Here is a 13,885-nt window from a genome sequence, read left to right as displayed (position 1 = left end):
CGGCCTCGCCCTGATGCTCAGCGGTGCGGGCGTCCTCGCCGCGGCCCTCCCGGCCGCTGCCGCCGAAGTGGCGTACGCCACCGAGTGCACCCCGCCCTCGGCGTCCGGCCTGCCCAAGGTCAACGGGACCACCAAGGCCGACATCAGCGCGCCCGCCACGGCCGCGGTGGGCGACGAGATCGAGGTGGTCTGGAAGTTCACCCAGGCCGCCTCCAAGAACCCGGACCTCATCGACCTCCCCGCGAACAGCGTCAAGCCGTCCGGTGAGATCACCGTCGCCGGCGCCCAGAGCGGCGGCCTGGCCGTCGAGGGACCGCGCGAGAACCCGGCGATCCCCAAGAACAGCGAGATGAAGCTCTCCGACATGAAGGGCACGCTGAAGCTCACCGCACCCGGCGACGTGACGCTCACCCCCGGCGGCTACGCCATCAACGCCTTCTCCACGGACACCAGGTGCGTGCCCACCGGCACCGTCCCGGTCGCCGCGACGATCAAGGTGACGGCGGACGGCGGCGGCACCGGCACGCCGACGACCACCCCGACCACGACCCCCACCACCACGCCGAGCACCACCCCCACGACGACGCCGAGCACCACGCCCAGCGGCACCGCCACCGGCGGAACCTCCCACACCGGCAAGGAGGTCGACGTCTCCTACGCCTGCAAGACCCCGATCGGCGACAAGAGCGCGGTCTCGCCCGTGCGGATCGACGCCGAGGAGAAGGGCGGCGCCTACGACCTCACCGTCCGCTTCGGCGAGTCCGTGATGGACAGCCCCGCCGACATACCCGCCGACTCCGTCAAACCCTCCATGAAGGTCGAGGTCGGCGGGGTGGACCAGGGCGAGGTCGCCGTCGAGGGCCCCACCAACAAGGACCCCATCAAGGCGGGCGACCCCATCGAGATCCCCGACCTCACCGGCAGGTACACACCCGCCCACGACGGGCAGGCCACCCTCACCCCGGGCGTGCTGACCGTCGAGGCCCTCGGCACCACCACGACCTGCACCCCCATCAAGGACCCCGGAGTCTCCCTGACCCTGGACGTCACCGGCCAGGAGGGCGGCATCACCGGCGGTTCCGGCGGGTCGTCCGGCACGTCGGGCGGCACGACCGGCACCTCCGGCGGCCTCGCCGACACCGGTTCCTCCGACCGGGCCGCCCTGCACGCCCTCGCCCTCGTCGCGGGGACCGTCCTCCTCCTCGGCGGCGCGGTCTTCACCTTCACCCCGTGGAGCCGCCTGCGGCGCTGACTCCCGGGGCGCGCACCGGCTACCGCGCGGTGGGGCCGTCCAGCTCCTCGATCGAGGCGTTGGACGGCCCGCGCTCGCCCCGCAGACCCTCCGCCACCGACCCGGCGTCGCGCAGCACGCGGACCGCGTTGCGCCACGCCAGCTTCGCGAGGTCGTCCTCGGACCAGCCGCGGCGCAGGAGTTCGGCGAACAGCCGCGGGTACCCCGAGACGTCGCCGAGGCCCTCGGGGAGGTGGGCGACGCCGTCGTAGTCGCCGCCGAGGCCGAGGTGGTCGACGCCGGCGACCTCGCGCATGTGGTCGAGGTGGTCGGCGACGGTGCCGATGTCCGCGACCGGCCGGGGGTGGTCGGCCGCGTAGGCCTCCTGGACGGCCTGGGCCTCGGCGGACTGGTCGAGCGGGTGCAGGCCGTGGGCCTTCATGTTCTCGTTCGCGCCGACGATCCACTCGGCGGCCGCCGGCAGGATGAACTGCGGCACGAAGGTGGCCATCGCGACGCCGCCGTTGCGGGGCAGCTGCTCCAGGACGTCGTCCGGGACGTTGCGGACGTGGTCGCAGACGGCGCGCGAGGAGGAGTGCGAGAAGAGCACCGGGGCCTGGCTGACCCGCAGCGCCGCCCGCATGGTGCCGGGGGAGACGTGGGAGAGGTCGACGAGCATGCCGAGGCGGTTCATCTCGCGGACGACCTCCTCGCCGAAGGCGGTCAGGCCGCCGTGCCGCGCCTCGTCCGTGGCAGAGTCGGCCCAGTCGATGGTGTCGTTGTGGGTGAGCGTCATGTAGCGCACGCCCAGCGTGTACAGCATCCGCAGCACACCCAGGGAGTTGGCGATGCTGTGCCCGCCCTCGGCGCCCATCAGGGAGGCGATGCGGCCCTCGGTGCGGGCGGCCTCCATCTCGTCCGCGGTCACCGCGAGGCGCAGGGCGTCCGGGTGACGGCCGACCAGGCGCAGCACGCAGTCGATCTGCTCCAGCACGGCGACGACCGCGTCGCCCCCGGTGAGGTCGCTGCGGACGTACACCGACCAGAACTGCGCCCCGACGCCGCCCGCCCGCAGCCGGGGGATGTCGGTGTGCAGGTGGGCGGACTGGTCACCGGCGATGTCCCGCCGGTCGAGGTCGTAGCGGACCTGCTCGCGCAACCGCCACGGGAGGTCGTTGTGGCCGTCCACCACGGGGTGGGCGGTGAGCAGCTCCTGTGCGTGTGCGAGCAGGTCCATGGACTACTTCTTCCCTCCGAAACCGAAGCCGGCCGACCCCTCCACCTTGGCACGCAGGCGCTTGCCCTTCTCGGTGGCCTGCTGGTTCAGCTCGTCCTGGAAGTGCCGCATGCGCTCCAGCAGTTCGGCGTCGTGCGCGGCGAGCATGCGCACCGCCAGCAGGCCGGCGTTGCGCGCGCCGGCCACCGAGACCGTGGCGACCGGGACACCGGCGGGCATCTGCACGATGGACAGCAGCGAGTCCATGCCGTCCAGGTACTTCAGCGGTACGGGCACGCCGATCACCGGCAGCGGCGTCACCGACGCCAGCATCCCGGGCAGGTGCGCCGCGCCGCCGGCGCCCGCGATGATCGCCTTGAGGCCGCGCTCGGCGGCCTGCTCGCCGTACGCGACCATCTCGCGCGGCATGCGGTGCGCGGAGACGACGTCGACCTCGTACGGCACCTCGAACTCGTCCAGCGCCTGCGCGGCGGCCTCCATGACCGGCCAGTCGGAGTCGGAACCCATCACGATGCCGACCAGCGGCCCAGCGGGATTGCTCACTCTTGGATCGTCCCTCGCAGGTAGTCGGCGGCGTGCCGGGCGCGTTCGCGCACCTCGGCCAGGTCGTCGCCGTAGGTGTTGACATGGCCCACCTTGCGGCCGGGCTTCACGTCCTTGCCGTACATGTGGATCTTCAACTGCGGGTCCCGGGCCATGCAGTGCAGGTACGCCGCGTACATGTCGGGGTAGTCGCCGCCGAGCACGTTGGCCATCACCGTCCACGGCTGGCGCGGGCGCGGATCGCCCAGCGGCAGGTCCAGCACCGCGCGCAGGTGGTTGGCGAACTGCGAGGTTATGGCGCCGTCCTGGGTCCAGTGGCCGCTGTTGTGCGGGCGCATGGCCAGCTCGTTGACGAGGATCCGGCCGTCCCGGGTCTCGAAGAGCTCGACCGCCAGGTGCCCGACGACACCGAGTTCCTTGGCGATGGTCAGCGCGAGCCGCTGGGCCTCCACCGACCGCGCCTCCGGCAGCTCGGGCGCCGGCGCGATCACCGTGTCGCACACGCCGTCGACCTGGATGGACTCCACCACCGGGTAGGCGACCGCCTGCCCGTGCGGGGAGCGCACGACGTTGGCCGCCAGCTCCCGCACGAAGTCGACCTTCTCCTCGGCCAGCACCGGCACGCCCGCCCGGAACGGCTCGGCGGCACCGGCCTCGTCGCGGACGACCCACACGCCCTTGCCGTCGTAGCCGCCGCGCACCGTCTTGAGCACGACGGGGTATCCCTCGCCCTCCTCGGCGAAGCGCGTCACGTCCGCGGGGCCGGAGACGATGCGGTGCCGCGGGCAGGGCACGCCGATCGAGTCGAGCTTCGCGCGCATCACGCCCTTGTCCTGGGCGTGCACCAGCGCGTCGGGCCCGGGGCGGACGGCGATGCCGTCGGCCTCCAGCGCCCGCAGGTGCTCGGTGGGGACGTGCTCGTGGTCGAAGGTGATCACGTCGCAGCCGGCGGCGAACGCGCGCAACGTGTCGAGGTCGCGGTAGTCGCCCACCACGACTTCCCCGGCGACCAGGGCCGCGGAGTCCACGGGCGTGTCGCTGAGGAGCTTGAACCTGATGCCGAGGGGGATGCCCGCCTCGTGGGTCATACGGGCGAGCTGGCCGCCGCCGATCATGCCGACTACCGGGAATGTCACAGTCACCAGGATATCGGGGCACGAATGTCGCACCGACCGCCGTCCCGCGGGGGCCCCGGATAGCATGAAGGTCACTGACCAGACACAGACGGGGCCGAACGATCACATGGACGGTGCGACCGGGTCCAGCACCCGCGCAGGACTGCGGAACCGGCTGACCGCGATGACCCGCGAGATCGCCAAGTTCGGGGCGGTCGGCGGGGCGGGGGTCCTGGTCAACATCGGGGTCTTCAACTTCGTCCGGCACGTCACCGACCTCCAGGTCGTACGGGCCAGCATCATCGCGACCGTCGTCGCGATCGTCTTCAACTACGTGGGCTTCCGCTACTTCACCTACCGTGACCGCGACAAGTCGGGCCGTACCCGCGAGCTGACCCTCTTCCTGGCGTTCAGCGCGGTGGGCCTGGTGATCGAGAACGGGGTGCTCTACACGGCGACCTACGCCTTCGGCTGGGACAGCCCGCTGCAGAGCAACGTCTTCAAGTTCATCGGCATCGGCGTGGCGACCCTGTTCCGCTTCTGGTCCTACCGCTCCTGGGTGTTCAAGGCACTGCCCGTCCGCGAGACGGTGCAGCAGGCAGAATCGTTCCTGGTCGCGAAGGGCACCGAGACCCCCGGCGCCAGGACCGGAACCCACGGCGCCCGGTCCTCCGCGCGCTGAAGGCCGGCTAGCGCTTCTCCGTGCCCCTCCCGCGGGTGGCCCGGTCCTCCCCTGCCAGGAAGAGCGCGAAGACCGGAGGACGCTGCTGCAGCAGCTCCAGCCGGCCTCCGTCGGCCTCGGCCAGGTCGCGCGCGACCGCGAGGCCGATGCCGGTGGAGTTGCGGCCGCTGACCGTGCGCTCGAAGACCCGGGCCCCCAGCTCCGGCGGCACGCCCTGCCCCTCGTCCGTGACCTCGACCACGACCTGCGTCCCGGTGACCCGGGTGGAGATCGCGACCGTGCCGGAGCCGTGCATCAGCCCGTTCTCGATCAGCGTCGCCAGCACCTGGGCCACCGCCCCAGGGGTGCCGACCGCGCGCAGCCGCTTCTTGCCCGCGGAGGTGATGGCCCGGCCCGCGCTGCGGTACGCCGGGCGCCACTCCTCCACCTGCTGCTTGATCACGTCGTCGATGTCGAAGACGACCGCCGAGCCGGTCCGCGGGTCCCGCGCGTTGGTGAGCAGCCGCTGCACGACGTCCGTGAGCCGTTCCACCTGACCGAGTGCGATCGTCGCCTCCTCCTTGACGGCGTCCTCGTCCTCGGCCGTGGCGATGATCTCCTCCAGCCGCATCGACAGCGCCGTCAGCGGCGTCCGCAGCTGGTGGGAGGCGTCGGCCGCCAGGCGCCGCTCGGCGGTCAGCATCCGGGCGATCCGCTCGGCGCTGCGGTCCAGCACGTCGGCGACCCGGTCCAGCTCCGGCACCCCGTAGCGCCGGTGGCGCGGTCTCGGGTCGCCCGAGCCCAGGCGCTCCGCGGTCTCCGCCAGGTCGGTCAGCGGGCTGCCGAGCCGGCGCGCCTGGCGCACCGCGAGCACGACGGCGGCCAGCACCGCCAGCAGCGCCACCGCCAGGATGATCAGCAGGGTGCGGCCGATCTCCTGGCTGACCTTGCTGCGGGACTCCTCGACGGTGACGATCTCGCCCTGCTCGCCGGTCTGCCGGGAGGAGATCACCTGGCCCGTGGGCCTGGTGCCGATGGTGATCGGGTCCGCCCCGGGGATCTGCACCAGCGCGTACCGCCCGGGGGCGATCTGCTGGGCCAGCACCTCGCGGCTGATCCGCTCCTCGCCGATCATCCTGCTCTCGACGATGCCGACCAGCCGGACCGCCTCCGAGTCCACGCTCTCCTTGGCGCTGTTCTCGATCGTCCGGGCCTCCACCAGGACGAGGGAGACACCGAAGACGGCGATGACGACGAGCACCACGGCGAGCGTGGACTGGATGAGACGGCGGCGCATGAGTGAAGCGTCTCAGACCGTGAGGGCCCCGGGCGTGCTAGTTCTTCTCGAACCGGAAGCCGACACCGCGCACCGTGGAGATGTAGCGGGGGGCCGCCGCGTCGTCGCCGAGCTTCTTGCGCAGCCACGAGATGTGCATGTCCAGGGTCTTGGTGGAGGACCACCACGTGGTGTCCCAGACCTCGCGCATCAGCTGCTCCCGGGTGACCACCCGGCCGGCGTCGCGCACCAGCACCCGTAGGAGGTCGAACTCCTTCGCGGTGAGCTGCAGTTCCTCGTCGCCCATCCACGCGCGGTGCGACTCGACGTCGATCCGCACGCCCTGGGTGGAGGGATGCTGGGCCTCGGCGGTGCCGCGCCGCAGCAGCGCCCGCACCCGGGCCAGCAGCTCGGCCAGCCGGAAGGGCTTGGTCACGTAGTCGTCGGCGCCGGCGTCCAGGCCGACTACCGTGTCCACTTCGTCGGCGCGGGCGGTGAGCACCAGCACCGGGAAGCCATGGCCTTCGGTGCGCAGCCTCCTGCACACCTCCAGCCCGTCCATTCCGGGCAGCCCCAGGTCGAGCACCAGAAGATCGAAGGAGCCGAGCAGGGCGGCTTCGAGCGCCGCGGGTCCGTCCTCGCGCACCTCGACCTCGTACCCTTCGCGGCGCAGCGCGCGTGCGAGCGGTTCCGAGATGGATGCGTCGTCCTCGGCGAGCAGTACGCGGGTCATGGGCTGATGGTAGTCCGCCCGGAGAAACCGCACGCCGGGCGGGCCGTCACTGTTGTGAGGTACATCTCAAGTCATCCCATATAGCACATCTCGCGCTGCCATAAGGTAACGAAAGGCCCGAAACAGCCCATGGGACCTCTGGCGCGCCCCACGCGTCGAAGGACCCTTCTGCGACGGGACCGGTCCCCACCAGTATTTCAGTCAACGACCTGTAGGCCGGGGCCGCGCCTGTGAGGCGTCGGCCGTGGATCCCGGTGCGCCTTGGTGCGCCCCGGTGCCGGTCACCCCCCACCCGGGCGCGCACCGCTCTCGCAGCGCGTCCCGAGAAGCAAGGAAAGTCCATGGCGTCCAGCCTGACTGAGGGCCTTGCCGCGCCGAACTCCGGATTCAGCGGCAGGAACTTCCTCGGCCACCCCCGCGGCCTGGTCACTCTCTTCCTGACCGAGACGTGGGAGCGTTTCAGCTACTACGGCATGAGGGCGCTGCTCGTCCTCTACCTGACGGCCTCGGTCGCGGACGGCGGCCTCGGCATGAAGGCCGCCACCGCCTTTGCCATCTACAGCGTCTACACCGCCACGGTGTACCTGCTGGCGATGCCGGGCGGATGGTTCGCCGACCGCCTGTGGGGCCCGCGCCGTACGGTCGCCATCGGCGGCGCGATCATCATGATCGGCCACTTCCTGCTGGCCGTGCCGGTGAAGGCCTCCTTCTTCGTCGGCCTGGTCCTCATCGCCGTGGGCTCCGGCCTGCTGAAGTCGAACATCTCGACGATGGTCGGCCAGCTCTACCCGGACCGCAACGACCCGCGCCGCGACGGCGGCTTCACGATCTTCTACATCGGCATCAACCTCGGTGCCTTCCTCGCCCCGCTGGTCATCGGCACCGTCGGCCAGCAGGTCAACTGGCACCTGGGCTTCGCCCTCGCGGGTGTCGGCATGGCGCTCGGCCTCGCCCAGTTCCTCATCGGCACCAAGCACCTCGCGCCGGTCTCCAGCGTGGTCCCCACGCCGCTGGACGCCGCCGAGCGCGCCGGCCTGATGAAGAAGGCCCTGCTGTGGCTGGTCGCCGCCGTCGTCTTCTACGGCGTGGTCACCTTCACGGGTCACTTCACGATCAACTGGGTGCTGTGGCCGCTCTCCCTGCTGGGCCTGGCCGTGCCGAGCTTCTACTTCTGGCGCATCCGACGCGACCAGGAGCTCACCTCGGACGAGAAGACCAAGGTCACCGGCTACATCTGGTTCTTCATCGTGGCGGCCCTGTTCTGGATGATCTACGACCAGTCCGGTTCGACCCTGACGGTCTTCGCCTCCGAGCACACCGCGTCCACGCTGTGGGGCTTCGACTTCCCCGAGAGCTGGTTCCAGTCGCTGAACCCGCTGTTCGTGATGGCCCTGGCCCCGGTCTTCGCCGCGTTGTGGATGCGGCTGCGCCGGAAGAACCCGAGCACGACCGTGAAGTTCGCCCTCGGTCTCATCGGCATCGGCGCCTCCTTCGTCGTGATGATGCTGGCGCAGGCCGCCGCCTCGGGCGACGCCAAGGTCACCCCGCTGTGGCTGGCCGTGGTCTACCTGATCCAGACCACCGCCGAGCTGTGCCTGTCCCCGGTGGGCCTGTCGGTCACCACCAAGCTGGCCCCGGCCAAGTACGCCAGCCAGATGATGGGCCTGTGGTTCCTCGCCGTGACGGCAGGTGACTGCGTGGCGGCCATCCTCCAGCTGGTCATCGGCGACGGCTTCCTGTCGGAGACCTCCTTCGCGGTCCAGGGCTTCGTGGCGCTCGCCGTGGGCGCGGCCTTCATCGCGTACCGCAAGCGCGTCATCCAGCTCATGGGCGACGTCCACTGACGTCTGTGCCCCGCGCACGCGCCGAGGGCCCGGAGCGGCACGCTCCGGGCCCTCGGCGCGTCTTTGTGCGGCGCCGCGGTTGTTGCTGTTGCGGTTTCTCCCCCGCCCTCCCGCCCGATTGCCCGGCACGGTTCGTGCGGGCCTGCGCACCGTGTGCCTGGGGTCGGTGCCGCGCCGGGCAATCGGGTGGGCGGCGGGAAAACCGCCCGCCGCAGGCGCAAACAACCCGCACACGACAACGGGCCGCAAGGGGCACCCCGGGCCGCAGCCCGGAGGGCTACGCGTGGGGGCGGCCCATCGCCCGGAACGTCCAGCCCGCCGCACGCCACACCGCCGGCTCCAGCGCGTTCCGCCCGTCGATGACGTGCCGGTGCCGGGCCACCGCCCCGAGCACCGCCGGGTCGAGCTCGCGGAACTCCCGCCACTCCGTGAGGTGCAGTACGACGTCGGCCCCGCGGACCGCCTCCAGCGCCGTCGCGGCGTACCCGAGCGTCGGGAAGAGCCGCCGCGCGTTGTCCATGGCCTTGGGGTCGTACACGGTGACCTGGCCGCCCTGGAGGTGGATCTGCCCGGCGACGTTGAGCGCGGGGGAGTCCCGCACGTCGTCGGAGTCGGGCTTGAAGGCCGCGCCGAGCACCGCGATGCGCTTGCCGAGGAAGCCGCTGCCGCCGCAGGCCTCGCGGGCGAGCTCGACCATGTGGCTGCGGCGGCGCATGTTGATGGAGTCGACCTCGCGCAGGAAGGTCAGCGCCTGGTCGGCGCCGAGCTCACCGGCGCGGGCCATGAAGGCGCGGATGTCCTTGGGCAGGCAGCCGCCGCCGAAGCCGATGCCGGCGCGCAGGAACTTGTCGCCGATCCGCTCGTCGTGGCCGATGGCCTCGGCGAGCTTCACCACGTCGCCGCCGGCCGCCTCGCTGACCTCGGCCATGGCGTTGATGAAGGAGATCTTGGTGGCGAGGAAGGCGTTGGCCGCCGTCTTGACCAGTTCCGCGGTCGGGTAGTCGGCGACGACGAAGGGGGTGCCCTCGCCGACGGGGGCCGCGTAGACCTCGCGCAGCAGCTTCTCGGCGTGCCCGGAGGCGACGCCGACCACGATCCGGTCCGGGTGGAGGGTGTCCTGGACCGCGAAGCCCTCGCGCAGGAACTCGGGGTTCCACGCCAGTTCCGCCCCGTCCCCTGCGGGGGCGAGCTCGGCGAGGCGGGCCGCCAGCCGTGCCGCGCTGCCGACCGGGACGGTCGACTTGCCGACGACCAGTGCGGGCCGTTGCAGGTGCGGGGCGAGCAGCTCGAAGGCGCTGTCGACGTAGCTCATGTCACAGGCGTACTCGCCCTGCTTCTGCGGGGTGTTCACGCAGACGAAGTGGATGTCGCCGAAGGCGGCGACCTCCTCCCAGGAGGTGGTGAAGCGCAGCCGCCCGCTGGAGTCCGGCAGGCCGGCGACGTGGCGGCGCAGCAGTTCCTCCAGGCCCGGTTCGTACATGGGCACGCGGCCCGCGGCGAGGGTCTCGATCTTGGCGGGGTCGATGTCCAGGCCCAGCACTTCGAAGCCCAGCTCGGCCATCGCCGCGGCGTGCGTGGCGCCGAGGTAGCCGGTGCCGATCACGGTGAGCTTGAGCGCCATGCGGACGGTCCCTCCCAGGTCGTGGCCTGATTGCGAGGTTGAGCATAGCCCCGGGCGGTGACCGGGCTTTCCCCGGCGCGTGCACCGAAGGGGGCCGGGGCATGGGCATGGCACCGTCCCAGGCGCCACAATGCCCCCTACGCACGCGTGGGGAGCGGGTGCACAGGGTGGGGGTGGATCATGACGACGACGGATCCGGTGGGCCACGAGGAGACGGCGGTCCCGGAAACGGAGCGGGAAGCGGCGCCGGGGAGGACGGCGGAGCCGGCCCGCAGGAGGCGCAGTCGCACCCGGAGGGTGCTGCTGGGCGCGCTGGTCCTGCTGGCCGCGGGGGTGCTGGGGGTGGCCGGGACGCTGTGGTGGACGGTGGACCACTACACCGGCAAGGTGGCCCGCATTCCCAACGTGTTCCCGACGAAGGTGCCCGAGAGCGAGCAGCCGCAGGCCGCCAAGGGCGGTGAAACTTTCCTCCTCGTCGGTGTGGACACCCGCTCCGAGCTGCCGACCACCGGCCGGGACGCCAAGGCCCCGGAGTGGAAGCGCGGTGCCCAGCGCAGCGACACGATGATGCTGGTGCACCTGCCGGCCGACCGCGAGCACGCGTACGTGGTCTCGCTGCCCCGCGACAGCTGGGTCCCGATCCCGGGGAACGGCAAGGCCAAGCTGAACGCCGCCTTCTCCTGGGGCGGCCCGCCGCTGCTGATCGACACCGTGCAGCGGCTCACCGACGTGAAGGTCGACCACCTCGCCGTCATCGACTGGAGCGGCTTCAAGACCCTCACCGACGACATCGGCGGCGTGGACCTGGACGGGAAGCACATGAACGGCGAGGAGGCCCTCGCGTACGTCCGCTGGCGCTACGACCTGCCGCGCGGTGACCTGGACCGCACCCACCGCCAGCAGGCCTTCCTGCGCGCGGTGATCGCCAAGACGCTGACCAAGGACTCCATGAGCAACCCGCTGAAGGCGAAGGAGCTGCTGGACCGGGTCACCGGTGTGGTCAGCGTCGACGACCGGCTCTCCGACGGGGACCTGCGCGACCTGATGTGGAGCATGCGCGGGGTGCGCGAGGGCGACATGGTCTTCATGAACGCCCCGGTCGGCGGGCTCGACATGATCAAGGGCCAGTCGGTGGTGCTGCTCGACGAGAGCGGCACCGCGCGGCTGTGGGAGGCCATGCGCAACGACACCATGGCCGAGTACGTGGCGAACCACTCCCTCGACCGCCTGGGCTCCTCCACCCCGTGAGCCCCGCGGGCGCCGGCGGGAAGAACGAGGGGCCGGCCGGGCGCGGTGTGCGCGCCCGGCCGGCCCCTCGGCCGTCCCACGAGGTCAGGAGTCGGGCGTGACCGTGACCTTGTCGTCGTTCTTCAGCTCCGAGACGAGCTGCTTGACCTTCGGCATGTCCCACTTGAGGGCGCTGCCCACGTTGGTGCTGATGGAGCCCGAGGTCGGCATGTTCATCGAGACGCCCTCACCGCCGGAGACGCTCTTCATCGCCCAGAACATCGACGCCAGGTCCCACAGGCTCATGTCCTTGTCGACGATCAGCGTGTCCAGGCCCGCGCCCATGGTCGGGTAGAGCTTGAAGGGGTTCAGGACCGTGCTCGGCGTGGCCGTCTGGCCCGCGAGCGCGGCGAGGAACTTCTGCTGGTTCTTGGTGCGGCCCAGGTCGCCCTCGGCCTCCTGGTAGCGCTGGCGGACGAAGGCCAGGGCCTCGTCGCCGTTGAGGGTCTGCTTGCCCTTCTTGATGTGCAGGCCCGAGTTCTTGTCGTCGATGTCGCGGGGGATGTCCAGCTCGACACCGCCGACCGCGTCGACGAGGCCCGCGAAGCCGGCGAAGCCGATCTCCGCGTAGTGGTCGATGTGCAGGCCCGTGTTGTACTCGACCGTGCGCACCAGCAGCGTCGGTCCGTCTATCGAGTAGGCGGCGTTGAGCTTGTTCCGGCCGCGCGAGGCGAACGTCTTGCCGGACTCGGAACCCTTGAACTCGGGGATCGTGACGTAGGAGTCACGGGGGAGCGAGATCAGCGAGTTCCCGTTGTCACCGACGTGCAGGATCATCATCGAGTCGGTCCGCTTGCCCTCGGCGGAGCCGGTGTGCAGCTGCTTCTTCTGCTCGCCGGACAGGCCCTCACGGCTGTCGGAGCCGACGATGAGGTAGTTGGTGCCCTCGCCGGTCTCCGGGCGGTCTATGACCGTGCCGAGGTCCACCTCGCGGCGCACCTTGCCGTCCGCCCAGAAGTAGGTGCCGATCGACCAGGCGGCGACCACGACGACCAGACCGATCAGGACGGCCTTCACCCGCCGCTTGCGGCTGCCGGGCGGTGAGGTGCGGCCGCCGGTGGACGGCGGGCCGTACGAGCCGCCGCCGTGACCGTCGTGGCCCGCGCCCGGGCCTGCGTGACCGGGGACGCCGCTGCCGTACGCCTGCTGGCGCGGCACGCTGCCGGGAGCCGCCGCCGCACGGCGCGGGGACAGCTCGGGGGGCAGCGGCGGCTCGGAGATCTGCTGCTGCCGCTGGTTCCTGTTGTCGGACCAACCGTCGGGCCATGCGTTCATGTACCGCAGTGTGCCCTGCCGCCCTGCCCGTCATTGCCTCCGTGGCGCTTCTGAAGCAGAGCTGATGCAAAGGTCACAGGACCGCGGTGATGCGGTGACCGGTTGTGTCCGGGTGCTCTCAGCCGGTGAGGTGCGTCGGGGCGTTGGTGTGGGTCTCGATCATTCCGGCGGCCTGTTCCAGCAGTTCGTGCGCCAGGTTGGAGCAGGCCCGGGAGGCGGCCACGTCCTCCCCTATGCGCATGTCCGGCTCGTCGTTCGGATTGCGCCGCGAATAGCCGTGGCCCACCACGCCCGGGGCGCCGTCCCCGGAGAGCGAGGCGGTGCAGGCGGTGCGGCTGCCGTCCTCCTCCAGCGACAGCTTGATCGTCCACGTCTTCTCCATGGCGGATCACCTCTTGGACTTAGGGACGTCGGCCCCTTTCTCAGCATCCGCCCGGCCCCGCCGCCGGGCAAGGTGTGCCCGGCGGGAGCACGGCACGGCAGTGCTTAGGGTGGAGCCATGTTCGAGGAGCCACCCCCGCACCCTGTCCCGTTCAAGCCCACGTCCGCCTCGCGGATCACGCTGGCGCACATCATGACCCACCACGACACGAACCTGCTGGGCACCGTGCACGGCGGCGTGGTCATGAAGCTCGTGGACGACGCGGCGGGCGCCGTCGCCGGACGGCACTCCGAGGGGCCCGCGGTGACCGGCGCCATGGACGAGATGGCCTTCCTGGAACCGGTGCGGGTCGGCGACCTGCTCAAGGTGCAGGCCCAGGTCAACTGGACCGGGCGGAGCTCCATGGAGGTCGGCGTGCGCGTGCTGGCCGAACGCTGGAACGAGTCCGGCCCGGCGACCCAGGTCGCCAGCGCCTACCTGGTCTTCGTGGCCGTGGACTCCGAGGGCGCGCCGCGTCCGGTGCCCCAGATCGAGCCCGAGACCGACCGGGACCGGCGGCGGCTGCAGGAGGCGCAGATCCGCCGCACGCACCGGCTGGCCCGCCGCCGGGCGATCATGGAGCTGCGCGAGAAGCGCGCCGCCGAGGGCTTCGAGGACTGACGGCGCCCGGCGCCCGGCCC

13 protein-coding genes are annotated in these 13,885 nt (G+C 71.4%); 5 read left to right on the top strand and 8 right to left on the bottom strand.

Translation table 11 applies throughout. The features are described from left to right. Window positions 1–13 precede the first annotated feature (13 nt). Complete coding sequence (locus ACFYYN_RS20555; RefSeq protein WP_500547099.1) at window positions 14–1,252, top strand: hypothetical protein; 1,239 nt, start codon at window positions 14–16, stop codon at window positions 1,250–1,252. 19 nt (window positions 1,253–1,271) lie between these two features. Here the strand turns inward: ACFYYN_RS20555 and ACFYYN_RS20550 are convergent, their stop codons facing one another. The 3 genes from ACFYYN_RS20550 to ACFYYN_RS20540 are packed head-to-tail and all read right to left on the bottom strand — an operon-like array spanning window position 1,272 to window position 4,147. Then, window positions 1,272–2,468 (bottom strand): dipeptidase, encoded by a 1,197-nt coding sequence (locus tag ACFYYN_RS20550; protein WP_500546978.1) that lies wholly within the window; start codon window positions 2,466–2,468, stop codon window positions 1,272–1,274. Between the two features lie 3 nt (window positions 2,469–2,471). Beyond that, window positions 2,472–2,975, bottom strand: a complete 504-nt coding sequence (purE, locus tag ACFYYN_RS20545; RefSeq protein WP_361797940.1) for a 5-(carboxyamino)imidazole ribonucleotide mutase — start codon at window positions 2,973–2,975, stop codon at window positions 2,472–2,474. A gap of 32 nt (window positions 2,976–3,007) precedes the next feature. Next, on the bottom strand, window positions 3,008–4,147 hold the full coding sequence (locus ACFYYN_RS20540) for a 5-(carboxyamino)imidazole ribonucleotide synthase (RefSeq protein WP_500328635.1): 1,140 nt from the start codon (window positions 4,145–4,147) through the stop codon (window positions 3,008–3,010). Window positions 4,148–4,253: 106 nt separating this feature from the next. On the opposite strand from ACFYYN_RS20540, the gene ACFYYN_RS20535 reads away from it, so the two are divergent. Next, a complete protein-coding gene (locus tag ACFYYN_RS20535; protein ID WP_500546977.1) occupies window positions 4,254–4,808 on the top strand; it encodes a GtrA family protein in 555 nt (184 codons plus the stop codon). Window positions 4,809–4,815: 7 nt separating this feature from the next. On the opposite strand, the gene ACFYYN_RS20530 is transcribed toward ACFYYN_RS20535, so the two are convergent. Together ACFYYN_RS20530 and ACFYYN_RS20525 are read right to left on the bottom strand one after the other, a co-directional pair. Beyond that, on the bottom strand, window positions 4,816–6,084 hold the full coding sequence (locus ACFYYN_RS20530; RefSeq protein WP_500328634.1) for a sensor histidine kinase: 1,269 nt from the start codon (window positions 6,082–6,084) through the stop codon (window positions 4,816–4,818). A 37-nt stretch (window positions 6,085–6,121) separates the two neighbouring features. Then, window positions 6,122–6,796, bottom strand: a complete 675-nt coding sequence (locus tag ACFYYN_RS20525; protein WP_018559726.1) for a response regulator transcription factor — start codon at window positions 6,794–6,796, stop codon at window positions 6,122–6,124. A gap of 341 nt (window positions 6,797–7,137) precedes the next feature. Between ACFYYN_RS20525 and ACFYYN_RS20520 the strand changes: the two genes are divergently transcribed. Beyond that, window positions 7,138–8,640, top strand: coding sequence for a peptide MFS transporter (locus ACFYYN_RS20520; protein WP_500546976.1), 1,503 nt, complete (start codon window positions 7,138–7,140; stop codon window positions 8,638–8,640). A 277-nt stretch (window positions 8,641–8,917) separates the two neighbouring features. Here the strand turns inward: ACFYYN_RS20520 and ACFYYN_RS20515 are convergent, their stop codons facing one another. After that, entirely contained in the window at window positions 8,918–10,261 is a 1,344-nt protein-coding gene (locus tag ACFYYN_RS20515; RefSeq protein WP_500328632.1) for a UDP-glucose dehydrogenase family protein, read from the bottom strand. A 180-nt stretch (window positions 10,262–10,441) separates the two neighbouring features. Here ACFYYN_RS20515 and ACFYYN_RS20510 point away from each other — a divergent pair, with 180 nt between their 5' ends. Further along, the gene (locus tag ACFYYN_RS20510) at window positions 10,442–11,509 is read left to right on the top strand and encodes an LCP family protein (protein ID WP_500328631.1); all 1,068 of its coding nucleotides are present in this window, start codon (window positions 10,442–10,444) and stop codon (window positions 11,507–11,509) included. Window positions 11,510–11,593: 84 nt separating this feature from the next. On the opposite strand, the gene ACFYYN_RS20505 is transcribed toward ACFYYN_RS20510, so the two are convergent. Together ACFYYN_RS20505 and ACFYYN_RS20500 are read right to left on the bottom strand one after the other, a co-directional pair. Next, window positions 11,594–12,823, bottom strand: a complete 1,230-nt coding sequence (locus ACFYYN_RS20505; protein ID WP_500546975.1) for an LCP family protein — start codon at window positions 12,821–12,823, stop codon at window positions 11,594–11,596. 118 nt (window positions 12,824–12,941) lie between these two features. Further along, window positions 12,942–13,205, bottom strand: a complete 264-nt coding sequence (locus tag ACFYYN_RS20500; protein WP_499512179.1) for a DUF1876 domain-containing protein — start codon at window positions 13,203–13,205, stop codon at window positions 12,942–12,944. 117 nt (window positions 13,206–13,322) lie between these two features. Between ACFYYN_RS20500 and ACFYYN_RS20495 the strand changes: the two genes are divergently transcribed. Next, window positions 13,323–13,865, top strand: a complete 543-nt coding sequence (locus ACFYYN_RS20495) for an acyl-CoA thioesterase (RefSeq protein WP_500546974.1) — start codon at window positions 13,323–13,325, stop codon at window positions 13,863–13,865. Window positions 13,866–13,885: the final 20 nt, after the last annotated feature.

Source organism: Streptomyces sp. NPDC001902 (assembly GCF_042891295.1).
GTDB lineage: Bacteria > Actinomycetota > Actinomycetes > Streptomycetales > Streptomycetaceae > Actinacidiphila.
Note: the sequence above shows the minus strand (reverse complement) of the source record. Positions and strands in the feature narration are given on the sequence as shown.